This is a genomic window from Bradyrhizobium sp. 187, from assembly GCF_023101005.1.
Taxonomy (GTDB): Bacteria; Pseudomonadota; Alphaproteobacteria; order Rhizobiales; family Xanthobacteraceae; genus Bradyrhizobium; species Bradyrhizobium canariense_D.
In genome coordinates this window covers 3,772,056-3,790,830 of record NZ_CP064693.1, presented here as the reverse complement: position 1 = coordinate 3,790,830, position 18,775 = coordinate 3,772,056, and the positions used below count along the sequence as shown (strand labels likewise).

General features: G+C 64.6%; 15 protein-coding genes and 2 pseudogenes. 5 read left to right on the top strand and 12 right to left on the bottom strand.

Going from position 1 to position 18,775, the window contains the following annotated elements; all coding sequences use genetic code 11:
* Position 1: 1 nt before the first annotated feature.
* The 3 genes from hfq to IVB19_RS18055 form a co-directional block, all read right to left on the bottom strand.
* Positions 2-250 (bottom strand): RNA chaperone Hfq, encoded by a 249-nt coding sequence (gene hfq / locus IVB19_RS18065; RefSeq protein WP_007591126.1) that lies wholly within the window; start codon positions 248-250, stop codon positions 2-4.
* A gap of 237 nt (positions 251-487) precedes the next feature.
* Positions 488-1,858 carry a nitrogen assimilation response regulator NtrX gene (ntrX, locus tag IVB19_RS18060; RefSeq protein ID WP_007591127.1) on the bottom strand — a complete coding sequence of 457 codons (1,371 nt, stop codon included), beginning with the start codon at positions 1,856-1,858 and terminating at the stop codon, positions 488-490.
* Between the two features lie 15 nt (positions 1,859-1,873).
* Complete coding sequence (locus tag IVB19_RS18055) at positions 1,874-4,267, bottom strand: sensor histidine kinase (RefSeq protein ID WP_018457828.1); 2,394 nt, start codon at positions 4,265-4,267, stop codon at positions 1,874-1,876.
* 175 nt (positions 4,268-4,442) lie between these two features.
* Here IVB19_RS18055 and IVB19_RS18050 point away from each other — a divergent pair, with 175 nt between their 5' ends.
* On the top strand, positions 4,443-4,589 hold the full coding sequence (locus tag IVB19_RS18050; protein ID WP_018457826.1) for a hypothetical protein: 147 nt from the start codon (positions 4,443-4,445) through the stop codon (positions 4,587-4,589).
* Positions 4,590-4,755: 166 nt separating this feature from the next.
* Here IVB19_RS18050 and ntrC read toward each other — a convergent pair whose 3' ends face one another.
* The 3 genes from ntrC to dusB are packed head-to-tail and all read right to left on the bottom strand — an operon-like array spanning position 4,756 to position 8,381.
* Positions 4,756-6,198, bottom strand: a complete 1,443-nt coding sequence (gene ntrC / locus IVB19_RS18045) for a nitrogen regulation protein NR(I) (RefSeq protein ID WP_007610301.1) — start codon at positions 6,196-6,198, stop codon at positions 4,756-4,758.
* Positions 6,199-6,207: 9 nt separating this feature from the next.
* Positions 6,208-7,383: a two-component system sensor histidine kinase NtrB gene (locus IVB19_RS18040; protein WP_026233448.1), complete on the bottom strand. Its 1,176-nt coding sequence runs from the start codon at positions 7,381-7,383 to the stop codon at positions 6,208-6,210.
* On the bottom strand, positions 7,380-8,381 hold the full coding sequence (gene dusB, locus IVB19_RS18035) for a tRNA dihydrouridine synthase DusB (RefSeq protein WP_018457824.1): 1,002 nt from the start codon (positions 8,379-8,381) through the stop codon (positions 7,380-7,382). The genes IVB19_RS18040 and dusB overlap by 4 nt, the downstream gene beginning before the upstream one ends.
* 280 nt (positions 8,382-8,661) lie before the next feature.
* Here dusB and IVB19_RS18030 point away from each other — a divergent pair, with 280 nt between their 5' ends.
* Positions 8,662-9,843 (top strand): bifunctional 2-C-methyl-D-erythritol 4-phosphate cytidylyltransferase/2-C-methyl-D-erythritol 2,4-cyclodiphosphate synthase, encoded by a 1,182-nt coding sequence (locus IVB19_RS18030; RefSeq protein ID WP_018457823.1) that lies wholly within the window; start codon positions 8,662-8,664, stop codon positions 9,841-9,843.
* A 3-nt stretch (positions 9,844-9,846) separates the two neighbouring features.
* Positions 9,847-10,446 carry a CinA family protein gene (locus IVB19_RS18025; protein ID WP_018457822.1) on the top strand — a complete coding sequence of 200 codons (600 nt, stop codon included), beginning with the start codon at positions 9,847-9,849 and terminating at the stop codon, positions 10,444-10,446.
* A 153-nt stretch (positions 10,447-10,599) separates the two neighbouring features.
* Here the strand turns inward: IVB19_RS18025 and IVB19_RS40700 are convergent.
* Positions 10,600-10,693, bottom strand: a pseudogene (locus tag IVB19_RS40700) (mechanosensitive ion channel family protein); the annotation flags it as partial.
* Between IVB19_RS40700 and IVB19_RS40445 the strand changes: the two are divergent.
* Positions 10,675-10,788: pseudogene (locus IVB19_RS40445) on the top strand (c-type cytochrome); the annotation flags it as partial. The pseudogenes IVB19_RS40700 and IVB19_RS40445 overlap by 19 nt on opposite strands.
* A gap of 141 nt (positions 10,789-10,929) precedes the next feature.
* Here IVB19_RS40445 and IVB19_RS18015 read toward each other — a convergent pair.
* Together IVB19_RS18015 and lipA are read right to left on the bottom strand one after the other, a co-directional pair.
* Positions 10,930-11,400: a type II toxin-antitoxin system RatA family toxin gene (locus IVB19_RS18015; RefSeq protein ID WP_018457820.1), complete on the bottom strand. Its 471-nt coding sequence runs from the start codon at positions 11,398-11,400 to the stop codon at positions 10,930-10,932.
* A 6-nt stretch (positions 11,401-11,406) separates the two neighbouring features.
* On the bottom strand, positions 11,407-12,363 hold the full coding sequence (gene lipA / locus IVB19_RS18010) for a lipoyl synthase (RefSeq protein ID WP_018457819.1): 957 nt from the start codon (positions 12,361-12,363) through the stop codon (positions 11,407-11,409).
* Positions 12,364-12,493: 130 nt separating this feature from the next.
* Between lipA and IVB19_RS18005 the strand changes: the two genes are divergently transcribed.
* Positions 12,494-13,096 carry a DNA-3-methyladenine glycosylase gene (locus IVB19_RS18005; RefSeq protein WP_247821646.1) on the top strand — a complete coding sequence of 201 codons (603 nt, stop codon included), beginning with the start codon at positions 12,494-12,496 and terminating at the stop codon, positions 13,094-13,096.
* 2 nt (positions 13,097-13,098) lie between these two features.
* On the opposite strand, the gene IVB19_RS18000 is transcribed toward IVB19_RS18005, so the two are convergent.
* From IVB19_RS18000 to IVB19_RS17990, 3 genes are all read right to left on the bottom strand, one after another.
* Positions 13,099-15,975, bottom strand: coding sequence for a valine--tRNA ligase (locus IVB19_RS18000; protein ID WP_085349819.1), 2,877 nt, complete (start codon positions 15,973-15,975; stop codon positions 13,099-13,101).
* A gap of 141 nt (positions 15,976-16,116) precedes the next feature.
* A complete protein-coding gene (locus IVB19_RS17995) occupies positions 16,117-16,890 on the bottom strand; it encodes a PopZ family protein (protein WP_026233447.1) in 774 nt (257 codons plus the stop codon).
* A 306-nt stretch (positions 16,891-17,196) separates the two neighbouring features.
* A complete protein-coding gene (locus IVB19_RS17990) occupies positions 17,197-18,588 on the bottom strand; it encodes a TolC family outer membrane protein (protein WP_018457815.1) in 1,392 nt (463 codons plus the stop codon).
* Between the last annotated feature and the right edge of the window lie 187 nt (positions 18,589-18,775).

The window sequence follows — 18,775 nt, the reverse complement described above, 5'->3', positions numbered from 1 at the left end:
CTCAAGCCGGCTGATCCTCACCGCCTTCGAACAGCTGGATCGGAGCGCCCGGCATGATGGTCGAGATCGCATGCTTGTAGACGAGCTGCGAGTGACCGTCGCGCCGAAGCAGCAAACAGAAATTGTCGAACCAGGTCACGATGCCCTGGAGCTTCACTCCGTTGACCAGAAAGATCGTCAGTGGCGTTTTGGTTTTGCGAACGTGATTAAGGAAGGTGTCCTGCAGGTTTTGTGCGCGGTCTGCCGCCATTGTTTTTTTCTCGCTTTGAGTTTCTTTTTATTGCGCCGGTTGCGGCCCTCTTTTGAAACTCGGGGTCCTCGTCCGGTTGCCGTCCCTCATGAGATCCCCCTCGGGGGGACAGCGGTTCAATTAGAGGACAGGTAGGCTTATTAGGCAAGCCGCTTCACGCGGCAGCCCATGCCGTATTGCCCCGAAAAACTACGGAAATCGATGATTTTCCTCGCCTATTCCAACGACGTCGCAGCGTTAGCCGACGCCGAGCGCCTTCAACTTCCGGTGCAGCGCCGAGCGTTCCATGCCAACAAACTCGGCCGTGCGAGAAATATTTCCTGAAAAACGGCTGATCTGTGCAATCAAATAGTCGCGCTCGAACACTTCGCGGGCTTCGCGCAGCGGCAGGCCCATGATGTGCTCGCCATTGTTGCTGGTCGGCATCGCGGGCACCATGGAGCCGACATCCTGCGGCAGCATGTCGGCAGTGATGATGACTTCCGGCCCGCCAGCGGCGAGAATCATGACTCTCTCAACGTTGTTGCGGAGCTGGCGCACATTGCCCGGCCAGACATGCGACTGCAGTACCGCCATCGCGTCCTGGCCGATCTGCCGCTTGGGCAGGCCGCTGCCCGCGGAGATCTGCTCCATGAAATAGTCGATCAATTCCGGAATGTCTTCACGCCGCTCCGACAATGCGGGCACGCGGATCGGCACCACCGAGAGCCGGTGATAGAGGTCCTCGCGGAAATGACCGGCCGCGATTTCCTCTTCGAGGTTGCGCGCGGTGGAGGAGATGATGCGGACGTCGACCTGCACCTTGCCGTTGCCGCCGACGCGCTGGAACGACTGCTCGACCAGCACGCGCAAGATCTTGTTCTGGGTCTCGCGCGGCATGTCCGCGATCTCGTCGATGAACAGCGTGCCGCCATGAGCCTCTTCGAGTGCGCCGGGCTTGCGCGCGTGCTCGCCGTTGGACTGCTCGATGCCGAACAGCTCGTGCTCCATCCGCTCGGGCGTGATCGCAGCGGCGTTGATGACGACGAAGGGGCCGTCGGCGCGGCCCGAGGCCGTGTGCAACGTGCGGGCGGTCAGTTCCTTGCCGGCGCCCGCGGGGCCGACGATCAGGATGCGGCTGTTGGCCTTGGCCGCACGCTCGATGGTCTGGCGCAGCTGGTTCATGCTGGGCGAGCGGCCGACCAGCGAGCTTGCGCTCGGCGCGAGTTGCTTCAGCTCCTTGACCTCGCGCTTGAGCCGCGAGTTCTCCAGTGCACGGTTCGCGACCAGGATCAGCCGGTCGGTCTTGAACGGCTTCTCGATGAAGTCGTAGGCGCCACGCTTGATCGCGGCGACCGCGGTCTCGATGTTGCCGTGGCCGGAGATCATCACGACCGGCAGATCGGGGTTGTCCTTCTTGACCTGCTCCAAGAGCTGTAAGCCGTCGAGCTTGGAGCCCTGCAGCCAGATGTCGAGGAACACCAGATGCGGCCTGCGGTTGGCGATCTCGGCGAGCGCCGTATCGCTGTCGCGCGCGGTCCGGGTCACGAAGCCCTCGTCTTCGAGGATGCCCGCAACGAGATCCCGAATATCGGCCTCATCATCGACAATCAGAATTTCACTTGCCATGGATCGCCTGTTTTCTCAGCTGCCTGTTGAGGCTTTGATCTTCGTTGAATCATTGGTCTTTTCAGCCGGCTCTTTGGTTTCGACGGCCGCCTCTTTTGTTTCCGGATCCTTGAGGGATTGCGTGGCCGTTTCGCCGCTTTCCGGCTTGGTCGTTGCCGCGGCTGCCGGTTCGGCCCCCTCGCTTTTCGCGGGAGCGCCGGCGATCGCAAAACGCATCCGCATCCAGGCGCCGCGCTGGCCCTCGCGGAAGTCCGAGGCATCCTTCAGCTCGATGCGCCCGCCATGGTCTTCCAGCACGCGACCGACGATCGCGAGCCCAAGGCCGGTGCCTTTGGCGCGTGTCGTCACATAGGGCTCGAGCAGGCGCGAGCGCGCCACCTTGGGCAGGCCGATGCCGTTGTCGACGACGTCGATCAGCACGTCCTCGCCCTCGCGCGAGACCACGACGTCGATCCGGCCTTTGCCGAGCTCCTCCAGGGGGACCTGCTCGATCGCCTCGGTGGCGTTCTTGACGATGTTGGTGACGGCCTGCGAGATCAGCCGCCGGTCGAACTGGGCGCGCAGCGGGTCTTCCTTGAACTCGGCCTCGATATCGATCTCGGGGTGGGCGACCTTCATCAGGAACACCGCCTGCCGCACTGTGTCGGCGACGTCCTCACCCTCCATGACCGGCTTAGGCATCCGCGCAAAGCGCGAGAACTCGTCGACCATGCGGCGGATGTCGTCGACCTGACGCACGATGGTGTCGGTGCACTGTTCGAAGATCTGCTTGTCCTTGCCCTCGGTGATGTCCTTGCCGAATTTGCGGCGAATGCGTTCGGCGGAGAGCTGGATCGGGGTCAGCGGATTCTTGATCTCATGCGCGATGCGGCGCGCGACGTCGCCCCAGGCCGAGGTGCGTTGCGCCGAGACCAGTTCGGTGATGTCGTCGAGCGTGATGATGTAGCTGTCGTGCGGCTGGCTGGTCTTCTCGGCGCTGACGCGGACCGACAGATTGCGTTCCTGCCCGTCGCGCGTGATCGTGATCTGCCCCTGCACCAGGCGCTGGGTCCCTTCCCGCGCCGTCTTCATCATCTCTTCGAGCTCGGGCAGCACGTCGGAGAGCGGATGGCCGAGCGTCTCGGCTTCGGAGTGACCGATCAGCTTTTCGGCGGAACGGTTGAGAATGCCGACGCTGCCTGAGGTATCGACACCGATAATGCCGGCGCTCGCGGACGACAGCACCGCCTCGATGAAGCGGCGGCGGCTGTCGATGAGCTCGCTGGCGTTGACGAGCTCGTCGCGCTGGCTACGCAACTCCTCCGTCATCTTGTTGAAGGTCTCACCCAGCTGGGCGAGGTCGCCTTCCGACTGGTGCACCGGCACTTTCACATGGAGATCGCCCGTCGAGACCGTCTGGGCCGCGTTCATCAGGCGTCGGATCGGCGAGACCAGCGAGTTGGCGAAGTTGAGGCCGATCAGCACCGAGGCCATCAGGATGGTCAGCGCGATCACCGCGAACATCAGCGCGAACGCGACCTGGATGCCGAGCCGGCGCGACTCGATCTGGGCGTATTCGGCGACGCTGACCTCGGTCTGCTTGAGCTGGTTGACGACATTCGGATCGAGCGGCCGTGCGACGTAGAGGAATGTGTCACTGAAGGCGCGCAAGCGGACCACCGCGGCGACGAAGCTCGCATCGGGCAGCACCGCGATCTCGGGTTCGGATTCGTTGACGTTGCTGAGGAAGTCCGGTGCCGGCGGCGAATAGGCCAGCCGCATGCCGGTGTCGGCGGATTCGAGAATGTTGGTGTTCTTGTCGATGATCATCGCGCCCGGCAAATTGCGCGAGGCGGCGCTGGACGTCAGCAATTCGCGAAACGAGCGGCGATCCTGGTCGTAGAGCGGCCGCGCGTGGGCGATGTCGTTGGCCATGCCGAGAATGTCGCCCCGGATCAGCTGCGCATGGTCCTGCATGTAAGCCCGCGCGATCGTCAGTGAATTCTGGATCACCTCCTTGGTCGGGCCGGAGAACAGGCGGTCGAGGCCGCGCTCGATGGTGACGTTGGCGACGACGGCGACCAGCACCGCCGGCAGCACCGCCACGATCGAGAACAGGCTGACGATCTGGACATGGAGGCGCGCCGCCGCCCTGCCCCGCCGTCGCGCCAGGATCAGCTGCCAGAGCTCGCGGATGATGATGCCGACCAGCAGCAGGATGGTGGCTGCGTTGCTCAGATAGAACGAACGGACAACTTGCGGCGTCAGTTCGATGCTGGTGAGGCCGGTCAGGACCAGGAAGGTGAGCAAGGCCGACAGCAGCGCCAGCGCCACGGCGAACGGCGCCAGCCAGCGTCGCGCCGACCAACGCCGGGGCTCTTCTGCTGGGGCCGTGTCAAAGGATGCGGCCGAGGTGTCTGCGCTGGTCATTCCGGCAATGGGTGCTGAAAACGGGGGGGCCGCGGCGGGCGGCTACTGATGTATTCGTACCACATTGTTGCCGAATTGCGACAATTCCGCGGCGTCACCGCCGCGACCGACCCGCGCATCCACAGCGACATGCCGGAGGGCGGGAACGGATTCCAGCCCCGGCGGCTTGACCAGCATGCACAGGTTCTTTCTCGCGATGATGGTATCGGCCGTGCTGCTGCTGATCGTGGCGGCGGACCTGCTGGTCAATGGTCTCGGGGTGCAGGAGCCCAATGCGAACGTCGCCAGCGCAATACAGGTCTCAGGCCGGTTTGTCAGATAGGTGTGAGGCCGCGTTCCGCGGCTGAAATCACCCTTTGAATGTTCCTGCGGAACATTTCAGTCCGATCGGGACTTCTGCTCACCGCGTCAGCCACGACGGCCAGCGCGATCGGACAGGCTCAGCTCCGCTTGGTAGGGGGAGCTGAGCCACCGGCCGTTGCGTGGGGCTAGCCGCCGCTCCGATACACCTGGATATCGAGATCCCGGATCTTCTTCCGCAGCGTGTTGCGGTTGAGGCCGAGCAGATCGGCGGCGCGGATCTGGTTGCCGCGGGTGGCCGCGAGCGCGGCCGTGAGCAGTGGCACCTCGATCTCCTTCAAGATGCGATGATAGAGGCCCGGCGGCGGCACGCCGTTCGGGAAGCCCTGGAAGTGCGAGGAGAGATACGCCTCCACGGCGCCACCGAGATTGTCGACGCCATGCTGGACGGCGGCACCCGGGCTGACCGTGGGTGGCGCCAGCTCGCCGTCGATGACGGAGCCCGTGATCACATCCTGGGGATACAGCGCCGCGAGGCGACGGGCGAGGTTCTCGAGCTCGCGCACGTTGCCCGGCCAGCGGTGCTGCTTCATCCGCTCCAGCGCCAGCGTGTCGAGCTTTTTCGGCGGCAGGCCGTCCTTCTCCGCCAGCGCGAAGAAATGACGGATGAGATCGGGCAGATCCTCGATGCGCTCGCGCAACGGCGGCAGCCGTAGCGGCACGACGTTGAGGCGGAAGAACAGATCTTCGCGGAACAGGCCTTGCTGGATCAGGACGCGCAGATCCTTGTTGGAGGCCGCGACGATGCGCACGTCGGTCTTGATCGGGGTGCGACCGCCGACCGTGGTGTATTCGCCCTGCTGAAGCACGCGCAGCAGACGGGTCTGCGCCTCCATCGGCATGTCGCCGATCTCGTCCAGGAACAGCGTGCCGCCCTCGGCCTGCTCGAACCGGCCGGAGGCGCGGGTGTTGGCGCCGGTGAAGGCGCCGCGCTCATGGCCGAACAGCTCCGACTCGATCAGGTCGCGCGGGATCGCCGCCATGTTGACCGCGACGAACGGGCCATTGCGGCGCTTGCCGTAGTCGTGCAACGCGCGCGCCACCAGCTCCTTGCCGGTACCGGACTCGCCCGTGATCATCACGGTGAGGTCGGTCTGCATCAGGCGCGCCAGCACGCGATAGATTTCCTGCATCGCCGGCGAGCGGCCGACCAGCGGGATCGCCTCCATCTCGGCGTCCTCGTTCGGCGTCGAGACCCGCTCCTTCGGCTCGGCCAGCGCGCGGCCGACGATGGCGATCAGCTCCTTCAGATCGAAGGGCTTCGGCAGATATTCATAGGCGCCGCGCTCGGAGGCCCGGATCGCCGTCATGAAGGTGTTTTGCGCGCTCATGACGATAACAGGCAAATTCGGCCGCATCTTCTTGATCCGCGGCAACAGGTCGAACGCGTTCTCGTCGGGCATCACCACGTCGGTGATGACGAGATCGCCCTCCCCCTGGCTGACCCAGCGCCACAGCGTTGCGGCATTGCCGGTCAGCCGCACTTCGTAGCCGGCGCGCGATAGTGCCTGATTGAGAACCGTGCGGATGGCGGTGTCGTCATCAGCAACGAGAATGCTACCTGCGGGCATCGTTAATCCTCATTTCGCCCCCTGTGACGCAGACGACGACTTTCCGGCAGAGCCGTCGTGACTGCTTTGATCGGCATGTTTCACCGATGTGGAATACATCGGCATCAGCACGCGGAAGGTTGTCTTGCGCGGCTGAGATTCGCATTCGATGATGCCCCCGTGATCCCCGATAATCTTTGCGACCAGCGCGAGGCCCAGACCCGAGCCGGTCTGTTTGGTGGTGACGAAGGGATCGAACAGGTTTGGCAGAAGATCGTCCGGCACGCCTGGTCCGTTGTCCTTCACGCAGAATTCGAGCGGCAGGGATACACGGGATTTTTGACCGGGGACTGACAGGCGGACGCCGGGGCGAAACGCGGTGGTGAGCTGGATTTCACCGTCGGGAACGTCGATCAGCGCTTCGGCGGCGTTCTTCACCAGGTTGAGGAACACCTGGATGAGCTGGTCCTGGTTCGCCAGCACCGGGGGCAGCGAGGGATCGTAATCCTCGACGAAGCGGATGTTGCGGGCAAAGCCGGACTGCGCCAGCCGTTTGACGTGATCGAGCACCGAATGGATGTTGACGGGGCCGCGCACCACGGGGCGCTCGTCGCCGAACACCTCCATGCGGTCGACCAGCGTCACGATGCGGTCGGCCTCGTCGCAGATCAGCCGCGTCAGCATGCGGTCTTCCGAGGAGGCCTGCTGCTCCAGGAGCTGCGCCGCGCCGCGGATGCCCGAGAGCGGGTTCTTGATCTCGTGCGCCAGCATCGCGGCGAGCGCGATCACCGAGCGCGCGGCGCTGCGATGGGTGAGCTGGCGGTCCATCTTGTCGGCGATGGAGCGCTCCTGGAGCATCACCACGATATGGCCGGGCCGTTCCGTGACGGGGGCAACGTGCAGATCGACCTGGCGGTCCCCGCCCATGCGCGGCGTGCCCAGATCGACCTTGTACTCGTTGACAGGTGCATTCGACGAACGCACCTGGTCGATCAGCGCCAGCAAGGGGCTGCCAAACGGCACCAGCTCTTTCAGCGACTGCCGCTTCAAGAACTGCGTCGAGATATCGAAGAAGGCTTCGGTTGCGATGTTGGCGGCGACGATTTTGCCGTCCGGCCCGATCATCAGCACGGGATTGGGAAGTGCGTCCAGGATGGCATCGCTGTCGGACGGAAACGGCCGACGATGTTCAGCAACTGAGCTCATGCAGCGGCGCTCCATGCGAAGTCGTCGAAGGCATCTTGCAGTGACCGGTGAACGAGGTGCGGATCCTCCGAGGTGAGGATTTTCTGGCGCCAGGATTTCAGCTTCTCGGCCGGCGCACGGCTCACATCGGCCGCGACGTCGAGCGCCCAGCCCAGATGTTTTCGCGCGTGCCGCAGCCCGATGCGCAGGCCGTAGAGCGCGCAGACGCCTTCATAAAGCGTGCGCACATAATGCAGCTGCGTCTCGAGCGGCGGCGTGGCTTCCACCGCCCCACCCTTGAGGCGGCGGCCGATCTGGCCGGGCAGCCAGGGCTGGCCCTGCGCGCCGCGGCCGATCATCACGGCATCGGCGCCGGAGGCCTTTAACGCCGCGAGGGCCTTCTCGTAAGTGGTGATGTCGCCATTGACGACGAGCGGAATGGAGATGGCCTCGCGTACGGCGCGGATCGCATCCCAATCGGCCTCGCCCTTGTAGAACTGGCAGCGGGTGCGGCCGTGCACGGTGACGAGCTTGATGCCTGATGCCTGTGCGCGCCGCGCCAGTTCCGGTGCGTTGCGGGTGCGGTCGTCCCAGCCGAGCCGCATCTTCAACGTCACTGGCACCTTCACCGCCGCGATCGTCGCTTCGATCAGGCTGACGGCGTGGTCGAGGTCGCGCATCAAGGCGGAACCGGACTGGCCGCCGGTGACGTGACGAGCCGGACAGCCCATGTTGATGTCGATGATATCGGCGCCTTCGGCTTCAGCGATCCGGGCGCCCTCCGCCATCCAATGCGTCTCGCACCCGGCGAGCTGGACCACGTGGGGACCGATCCCCGTGGCTTCGCAGCGCAACCGGGACATATGATGGCCATTGGCGAGTTCGTCGCTGGCCGTCATTTCGGACACCACCAGACCGGCCCCCAACTCCGCGGCAAGCCGGCGGACGGGCGAGTCAGTCACCCCCGACATCGGTGCCAGGAAGACCGGGGTGGCGACATCAATATCGCCTATCTTCAATGGCTTAGAGCCTGATACTACCGAGCCGGTCACAGGGGTCTCGTTGCGTTGGCAGCGCCTCATCGCGCCTGCCATGACCTATCTTGCGCACAATTCTTGTGCAGTCAAGCGTCATGCCTACAGTTTAGACAGTTCTGCAAATCTTTCAAGTGCAGTGCAGCAAAATGCTGTTTCCCACAATCCGGGGAAACCCCTTTTATTGCGGGCCTGCCGTGCTAGAGGCATGCGGCGATCACCCCACCCCCGACTCTCTTCATCACCAAATGAGTATTTGAGTCCTATGGCGAAATCACAGCGCACCGCAGTCGTCCTCGTCGCTGCCGGACGCGGCCTGCGCGCAGGCGCCGGTGGCCCCAAGCAATATCGCGAGATCGGCGGCGTGCCGGTGATCTATCGCGCCATGGAGGCCTTCAGCCGTCATGCGGACGTGTTCGCAGTTCAGCCCGTCGTGAACCCGGACGACAGCGCCATGTTCACGGCGGCGGTCGCAGGGCTCGGCCACGAGGCGCCGGTCAATGGCGGCGCGACCCGGCAGGCCTCGGTGCTCGCCGGTCTCGAAGCGCTCGCCAGGCACAAGCCCGACATCGTCCTGATCCACGACGCCGCGCGACCCTTCGTTTCGGAAGGCGTGATCACCCGCGCGATCGATGCGGCCAGCCGCACCGGCGCGGCGATCCCCGTCGTTCCCGTCACCGACACCATCAAGATCACCGGCGAGAATGACAATGTCGAGGACACGCCGGACCGGGCGCGGTTGCGAATTGCGCAGACGCCGCAATCCTTTCGTTTCGACGTCATCCTCGAAGCGCATCGTCGCGCGGCCAAGGACAGGCGCAGCGATTTCACCGACGATGCCGCGATTGCCGAATGGGCGGGATTGACGGTTGCAACCTTTGAAGGCGATGTTGCCAATATGAAGCTCACCACTCCCGAGGATTTCGTGCGCGAGGAAGCGCGGCTGGCAAGCCTGCTCGGCGACATCAGGACCGGCACGGGCTACGACGTCCACGCCTTCGGCGAGGGCGACCATCTCATGATATGCGGCGTGCGCGTGCCGCACACCAAAGGCTTCCTGGCCCATTCCGACGGCGATGTCGGCCTGCATGCGCTGGTCGACGCCATCCTGGGCGCGCTCGCTGACGGCGACATCGGATCGCACTTTCCGCCCAGCGACGCGAAGTGGAAAGGCGCCTCCTCCGACCAGTTTTTGCAATACGCCATCGAGCGCGTCACCCAGCGCGGCGGCCGCATCGCCAATCTCGAGGTGACCATGATCTGCGAGCGGCCGAAGATCGGCCCTTTGCGCGAGACCATGCGCGCGCGCATCGCCGAGATTTCCGGCGTCGACATCTCCCGCGTCGCGGTCAAGGCGACCACCAGCGAGCGGCTCGGCTTCACCGGCCGCGAGGAAGGCATCGCGGCCACCGCGAGCGCCACCATCCGTCTGCCCTGGAGTGTCTAGGCCATGGCCGGCAGCGACGCACGCGCCCTCTCCCGCTCGCTGCTCGATTTGTGCCGGATGCGCAAGCTGACGATCGCGACCGCGGAATCCTGCACCGGCGGCCTGGTTGCCGGTGCGCTGACCGACATCCCCGGCTCTTCCGACGTCATCGATCGCGGCTTCGTCACCTATTCCAACGACGCCAAGCGCGCGATGCTCGGCGTCGAGGTAAGCACGCTCACCAATTTCGGCGCCGTCAGCAGGGAGACGGCAACAGCCATGGCGGTCGGCGCGCTGGAGCGTGCCGGCGTCGATCTTGCAGTCGCTATCACCGGCATTGCCGGCCCCGGCGGCGCCACGCCCGGCAAGCCGGTTGGCCTCGTGCATTTCGCCGCCGCCGCGCGCGACGGACGCATCGTCCATCGCGAGCATCGCTTTGGCGCCATCGGCCGCACCGCCGTGCGTCAGCGCTCCGTGGTCGAGGCGCTGCGCATGCTGATGGATCTCGCCCGCGGCCCGCAAGTTACGGCCAAGCCGAAACGTGCCGCCGCAGTAACCCGCCTGCGCCCGCGCGTGACACGATCACCGCGCCGGCACGCGGTGAAGCGCAGGCCGCCGCGCTGACCGCGGGGGTGAGATCCCTCACGCAGCCGCGAGTTAAGCACTCACGTGATCGAGCACGCACTGCTTGATCGCGCTGTGATTGACGATGGCTGCGCCCCACACCAGCCCGTAGAGACTTGACCTTTCCCGCCATGCAGGTGACCTCGACGTCATTGCCGATGTGGAAGGGTCGAAACAGCAGCAGCATGACGCCGGCGGCGATGTTGGAGAGTGGGCCCTGTAATGCCAGACCAACGGCGAGAGATGCGCAACATTGCCCGTGCGATGACGCCGCTGGAGATCGAGCAGGCCGCTGCGTATTATGCCTCGCAGCCGCCGGATGTCGTGAAGGCGGTGGATTGAAATTTTGGCACGCCTGCCTTCCCCATCGTCATTGCGAGCGCAGCGAAGCAATCCAGAGTCTCTCCGCAGAGGGATTCTGGATTGCTTCGTCGCAAGGGCTCTTCGCAATGAAGGAGGAGAGAGCGTGCCCGTCCGCAACCACTACGACGACACCAGCTTCCGCCGTCCGTAGATCGCATCCGCCCGCTTCTCGAAGGCGATGGAAAATCGCGCGAACGCGGCGTCGAACATCGAGCCCATCAGGAGCGCCAGCATGCGGCTCTTGAACTCGTAGGCAAGGAAGAAGCCGACATCGCAAACGCTCTCGCCTTTGGGCTCGAACGTCCAACGGTTTTCCAGATTGCTGAAGGGACCTTGCAGATATTCGACCAGGATCTTCAAATTGGCGCGGTCGAGCGTCACGCGGCTGGTGAAGGATTCCCTGACCAGCTTGAACGACACCGTCATGTCCGCGACCAGCACCTCGGTGCCGTCGGGTTTCGCCATGCGCTGACGGACCTTCAGCGCACTGCACAGCGGCACGAATTCCGGGTAGCGCTCGACGTCAGCGACCAGATCAAACATCTCGGACGCGCTGTGATCGACACGACGCTTGCTCGAAAAATTGGGCATGGCGATTCAGCGGGCGCTTGCTGCCCGCGCGGCCTTCAGTTTCGCAAAATCCTCGCCGGCATGATGCGACGAACGGGTGAGCGGGGTCGCAGACACCATCAGGAAACCCTTGGTGTAGGCGACCTTCTCGTAGGACGAAAACTCGTCCGGCGGCACGTAGCGCATCACGGCGTGATGCTTGCGGGTCGGCTGGAGATATTGCCCGATGGTCAGGAAATCGACGTCGGCGGAACGCAGATCGTCCATCACCTGCTGCACCTCGTGGCGCTCCTCGCCGAGGCCGACCATGATGCCGGACTTGGTGAAGATGGTGGGATCGAGCTCCTTGACCCGCTGCAACAGCCGGATCGAATGGAAATAGCGCGCGCCCGGCCGCACCGTGAGATAGCACGACGGCACGGTCTCGAGATTGTGGTTGAACACGTCGGGCTTCGCCGCGACGACGACCTCCAGCGCCCCCTCCTTGCGCAGGAAGTCGGGCGTCAGGATCTCGATCGTGGTCGAGGGGCACGCGGCGCGGATCGCGCGGATGGTCTGGGCGAAATGCTCGGCGCCGCCGTCAGTGAGATCGTCGCGGTCCACGGAGGTGATGACGACATGGGCAAGGCCGAGCTTGGCCACAGCCTCGCCGACGTTCTGCGGCTCGGCCGCGTCAAGTGCATTCGGCATGCCGGTCTTGACGTTGCAGAAGGCACAGGCGCGGGTGCAGGTGTCGCCCATGATCATGAAGGTCGCGTGCTTCTTGTCCCAGCACTCGCCGATATTCGGGCAGCCCGCCTCCTCGCACACCGTATGCAGGCCGTTGGCGCGCACGATGTTGCGCGTGTCGGCATAGCCGCGGGTGTTGGGCGCGCGTACGCGGATCCAGTCCGGCTTCGGCGGCGAAGCGGAATCGGGCCGGTTCACCTTTTCGGGGTGACGTGGGCGCAGCGGGTTCGAGATGGTATCGACGATAACGACCATGGGGTGTCCGGTCTGACCAAGTCCTACCTAGTCGGTCTGGCCGGGCATCGCAACCCGGCTCGCACCGCTTCAGGGAACATGGCAGATATGGGCAATATCCTGCTCTGTTCTCTGGCGATTCTCACCTCGAATGGCTCCAGTCTCGAAGACCTCTACTCCTCGGCTCGGCAAAGCCCTGAAGCGTACCTTTTTCGCGCGCAGCGTCCACGAGGTCGCGCCCAATCTGATCGGTGCGACCATGCTGGTCAACGGCGTTGGCGGGATCATCGTCGAGGTCGAGGCCTATCATCATACCGAGCCGGCGGCGCACTCCTACAATGGCCCGACGCCGCGGAACCAGGTGATGTTCGGCCCGCCCGGCTTTGCCTATGTCTACCGCTCCTACGGCATCCACTGGTGTGTGAACTTCGTCTGCGAGGAAGAAGGCTCGGCCAGCGCCGTGCTGATCCGCGCGCTGGAGCCGACCCACGGAATCGCCGCGATGCGGCGGCGCCGCCATCTCCAGGATTTGCACACGTTGTGCTCGGGCCCGGGCAAGCTGACCGAAGCGCTCGGCATCACCATCGCGCACAATGCCTTGCCGCTCGACCGTCCGCCGATCGCGCTGCATGCGCGGACGGAGGACTTCGAGGTGGCGGCCGGCATCCGGATCGGCATCACCAAGGCGGTCGAGCTGCCCTGGCGCTATGGTGTCAGGGGCTCGAAATTCCTCAGCAAGCCGTTTCCGAAATAAGCTTACGACGCCTGCTTGAGCCGCTCCAGCGCCTCGAGCAGCTTGGCCTTGCGGGCGAGCGCGGCCTCGCGCTTCTCGCGCTCCTCCTCGACGACCTCCTCGGCCGCGTTGGCCACGAATTTCTCGTTGGCCAGTTTGGACTCGGCACGCTTGATGTCGGCGTCGGCCTTCCCGATCTCCTTGTCCAGACGCGTGCGCTCGGCGACGACGTCAATCACGCCCTTCAGCGGCAGCGCGGCCACCTCGCCGCGCACCAGGAGCTGGACCGCGCCGTCGGGCGCACGGTCGGCGAAGGAGATGTCCGACAGCCGCGCCATGCGCTTGATGACGTCGCTCCAGCGCGGCGCGCGCTCCTTCGTCTCGGCCGAGGCGCCTGCGAGCACCAGCGCCGTGAGGGTCGCCGGCGGGATGTTCATCTCGGCGCGCACCGAACGGATCTGCGTGACAAGGTCAATGACCCAGCCGATCTCGGCCTCGGCCGCGGGATCGGTGAAGTCGGCATGGTCGAAGATCGGCAGCACCCAAACCGGCGAGACGAGCGCGTCGGTCGGCCCCGTCGTCGCCGCGAGCATCGCAAGCTGCTCCGGCGTCGGCCCGGCCGGCTTCAGCGGCCACGGTGCCAGCGCGAGCAGACCGTCGCGCTTGGCCGTCACCTCCCACAGCTCCTCGGTGATGAAGGGCATGAAGGGGTGCAGCAGTTTCAGGATCTCGTCGCGCGCCCATGCCACCATGGCGCGGGTCTCGGCCTTGGCAGGGCTGTCGGGGCCGAGTAGCACGGGTTTTGCGAGCTCGAGATACCAGTCGCAATAGACGTTCCACACGAAGCGGTAGATGCTGCCGGCGGCGTCATTGAAGCGATAGGCCTCGATCGCCTCGGTCACCTCGCGCGTGGTGTGCGCACTCTCATGTGCGATCCAGCGGTTCAGCGTCTCTTTGACCTTCGCCGGCTCGAAGCCTTCGGGCACGGCGCAATGGTTCATCTCCGCAAAGCGCGACGCATTCCAGAGCTTGGTCGCGAAATTGCGATAGCCCTCGACACGGCTGGTGGCGAGCTTGATGTCGCGCCCCTGCGCGGCCATCGCGGCCAGCGTGAAGCGCAGCGCGTCCGCACCATATTGGTCGATCAGGCTGAGCGGATCGATGACGTTGCCCTTCGACTTCGACATCTTGGCGCCCTTCTCGTCGCGGACGAGGGCGTGGATGTAGATCGTCGAGAACGGCACCTCCTTCATGAAGTGCAGCCCCATCATCATCATGCGGGCGACCCAGAAGAAGATGATGTCGAAGCCCGTCACCAGTGCGTTGGTCGGGTAGTAGCGCTGCACTTCCGGCGCGTCTGCGGGCCAGCCGAGGGTCGAGAATGGCCACAGCGCCGAGGAGAACCAGGTGTCGAGCACGTCCTCGTCGCGCGTGATGAAGCCGTCCCGCTTGTTGCGGTCGAGCGCCATCTCGCGGCCCTGCTCGACCGTGATGACTTCCTGCTCGACGTAATAGCCGAGGGCGTGGCTGACGGCCTCCTCCTCGGTCTCGGCGACGAACACCTTGCCATCAGGACCGTACCAGGCCGGGATCTGGTGGCCCCACCAGAGCTGGCGCGAGATGCACCAGGGCTGGATGTTCTCCATCCACTCGAAATAGGTTTTTTCCCAGTTCTTTGGCACGAAGGTGGTTTCGCCCGAACGCACGGCGGCCATCGCGGGCTTCGCCAGCGTCTTGGCGTCGACATACCATTGGTCGGTCAGATAGGGCTCGATCACCGTGCCGGAGCGGTCGCCATGCGGCACCATGTGGGTGTGAGGTTCGATCCGCTCGACGAAACCGAACGATTCCAGTCGCTCGACGATGCGCTTGCGCGCTGCAAAGCGATCGAGCTTGTTGAACTCCTCGGCGAACTGCGAGGCACCTTCCGGCAGGTCGCGCAGATAATCCTCGTTGTCGAGGAGATCGAGGCAACCTTCCTTGTCGATGACGCTGATTCGGGCGAGGCCGTGGCGATTGCCGACCTCGAAATCGTTGAAGTCGTGCGCCGGCGTCACCTTGACCGCGCCCGAGCCCTTCTCCGGATCGGAATAATCGTCGGCGACGATCTGGATCTTGCGGCCGACCAGCGGCAGGATCACGTTCTTGCCGACCAGCTTCTGATAGCGCTCGTCGTCGGGATGCACGGCCACCCCGGTATCGCCGAGCATGGTCTCCGGGCGCGTGGTGGCAACGACGATGAAGCTCGAGGGATCCTCGGGGCTGAAGATCTTGCCCTCGATCGGATAGCGCAGGTACCAGAGGCTACCCTTGACCTCGGTCTGCTGCACTTCGAGATCGGAGATCGCGGTGAGCAGCTTGGTGTCCCAGTTCACCAGCCGCTTGTCCTTGTAGATCAGGCCGTCGCGGTGCAGCTCGACGAACACCTTGACCACGGCCTTGGACAGGCCCTCGTCCATGGTGAAGCGTTCGCGCGACCAGTCGCAGGAGGCGCCGAGCCGCTTGAGTTGGTTGATGATGGTGTCGCCGCTCTCGGCCTTCCACTGCCAGACCCGCTCCAGAAACTTCTCGCGGCCCATCTCGCGACGGCTGGGCTGCTGGCGCTCCATCAGCTGCCGCTCCACCACCATCTGGGTGGCGATGCCGGCATGGTCGGTGCCGGGCTGCCACAGCACGTCGCGACCGCGCATGCGCTCGAACCGGCACAGGATGTCCTGGAGCGTGTTGTTGAGGGCGTGGCCCATGTGCAGCGAGCCCGTCACGTTCGGCGGCGGGATCACGATGGTAAAGGGCACAGCGTCGCGGCGGTCTGGGCGGCCGGCCTTGAAGGCAAGGCTGTCCTCCCACACGACGGACATGCGGGCTTCGATATCGGCGGGCTGGTAATTTTTCTCGATCATGGCGCTGTTAGAAAGCCGCGCACGGGGTCCAAGTCAACGGACAAGTCAACGGAAAGCCAGGCGGCAACAGGGCTTTCCGGTCCGGTCGGGAAACAGAATATTACCCACAAGCAGGGCTTTATGAGGGCTCTGCGGCCCGATCTACCTGCCGCCGCGCGATACCCGCTCGATTTCGGCCTTCACGATGCGTTCGACCAGGCCCGGCAAATTGTCGTCCAGCCAGGATTTCAGCATCGGACGCAGCATCTCCTTGACCAGATCCTCCAGAGTTCGCGCATTGCTGCTGAGCACCGTGTGGGCCAGGGAATTGAAGGCGGATTCGACCGCGGAGACCGTCGATTGCGCCAGCATCGGCTGTTGGGGCGGCAGCGGCGGCGCATCGAAGTCCACGGGCGCATAGGATGCCGGCGTCGGACGCGGCGCCGGCGATTCGGCGAATTCGAGATCGTCGCGCGGCTCGACCTTGCGGAAGCTCGGCGGCGGCGGAGGCGGCGTCGGCTCCATCGCCAGCGCCATATCGTCGGTCAATTCCAGCACGTCGGGCTCAGGTTCGGGCTCCGGCTCGGGAGCACGGATTTCCGGCGCGGGCGTGGCTGCGTCGAGCCCCGCCAGCAGCGCGTCGATATCGTCCTGATTGTTGGATGCATCCACCTCGGGTGCGGCGGCCGGCGGCGCTGCCGGCTTTGCGGCCGGAGCCGGTGCCGGCTTTTCGGCGGCCGGTTTGGGCGGCGCGACCTTGGATGGCGGAATATCGTTGATCACCTGCGGCTTCGGTGACGCGGCGGGGGCGGCAGCTTTCTCGGGCTTAGCGGCATCCGCCGGCGGCGGCTTGGCCTCATCGTCGGCAATGATGCGCCGGATCGAGGCCAGAATCTCCTCCATCGAGGGTTCTGTGACCTTTGCAGGCTGCGTCATCTCCGACTCCACATCATCAACGCCCTCGCATGCGTTGTTTTACACCAAGCACGACAGGATTGGCCGGTTCCGGATGGGTGGCCCGACATTTTCGTCACGGCAGCCCGACTTGTCCCCAGATGACAGCTCAACGTGCAGCGGTGCGCCCCTGCCCTCGGCACTCATGCTTTACGCACACGGCATCGGATGCAGAGCGAATCGACCCGCATCCTTCTTGGCAAGGCTATGTCAGGGATTTTGCTGATTGCAAGCAAAGCACCGGTCGGCTTCGGCTATTTGCGAGGCCGACCGGATGATTACGGGACTCTAGCGTCCGTCTGGCGTGCGTACGCCGGCCCAGCTGTCGCGGACCTGATGGTAGTGCACGCTGGGATCGTAGACAGTGGTGTTGAGGCCGAGGACTTGCGGCGCGAGACGACCGACCGCGTTGAGCACCGAATAGGACGCCACCACGCGGTCATGCTGGGCAGTGACGAGCGCCACGCGCGCGTTGACCAGCGCCTGCTGCGCGTTGAGCACGTCCAGCGTGGTGCGCTGGCCGGCCTTGGCTTCCTCGCGCACACCGTTCAGCGCGATCTCGGAGGCCGTAACCTGCGCCTGCGCAGACTGCACCTGCGCCTTGCCGGCTTCCAACTGGCCCCAGGCCTGCACGACGTTGGCGCGGGTCTGATCGCGTGTGGTTTCAAGATTCAGGCGCTGCTGCGCCAAGTTCTCTTTCGATTGGCGGATCAGCGCATATTCAGCGCCGCCCTGATAGATCGGCACCGAGGCGGTCGCGATGGCGGAAGCGGTCGTCGTTCGGAAGACCGTCAGGGTCTGCTGGTACGACTGGGTGATGCCAGCCTGAACCGTGAGGGTCGGCAGCAGCGCGCCTTCGTTGATCTTGACCTGGAGATAATTGACGTCGATGCCGAACATCGATGCCGTGACGTTGGGGTTCTCCACCAGGCTGAGACCGACGGCGGAGGCGAGCGTCCCGGGCAGGAAACGATCGACCGGCGAGCCCGGCGCAAGGTTCGTCGGCTCGTTGCCGATGATCCGGCGGAAATTGGCACGCGTCGTCGTGAGATTCGATTCGGCCGTCAGGGCCTGGGTCCTGCCTGCCGCGAGCTGCGCTTCGGATTGCGCCACGTCCGTGCGCGTCACCTCGCCGACATTGAACCGATCGCGCGTTTGCTTGAGCGTCTGTTCGAGGACGCGCACATTGCTGCGCTGAACTTCGAGTGTGGCGGAGTCACGAAGATAATCCATGTAGCTGGTCGCAGCCTGCAGCAGGACCGTCTGCTCGAGCACACGCAACGCCTCGCGGGATCCCGAGACCTGGCTTTCCGCCACGCGCGTCCTGTTGGCGGTCTGATTGCCGTTATAGAGCGTCTGGTTGATGGTCAGGCTGGCGCTATTGGGCTGAAGGGGCGGGTCGCTATGGATCGGCACAGCCTTCTGCGTCTGCTGAATATCCTGATATTGATAGCCGGTGCTGAGATTGATCCCGACCTTGGGGCGATAGCCCGACAGCGCTTGCGGCACGTTCTCGTCAGTCGAGCGCACCTGGGCGCGCTGCGCGTTGAGCTGCGGATTGTTCTGATAAGCGCGCACCAGCGCAGCCTCGATCGTATCCGCCAAGGCAGGCGTCGGCGCGGCAAGCGCCAGCAGCAGGACCGAAACCGCTGCTCCGGTGAAGAGCTTCACCCCATGCATCCAAAAATTCCGTTCATTCTAACGCCCGGCTCGTGCCCGCGAGCTGGGTTACCGTCTACGAGTGGAGTCGTTGCCCCGCCGCAACATAGGACGCGGTCAAGCGCGACGGAACTACCTGAGGGGTGTTCTCGGTGGAAACTCTTCACGTGCAGCATCCCGGCCACACTTCTGATTCAGAACGGGATTT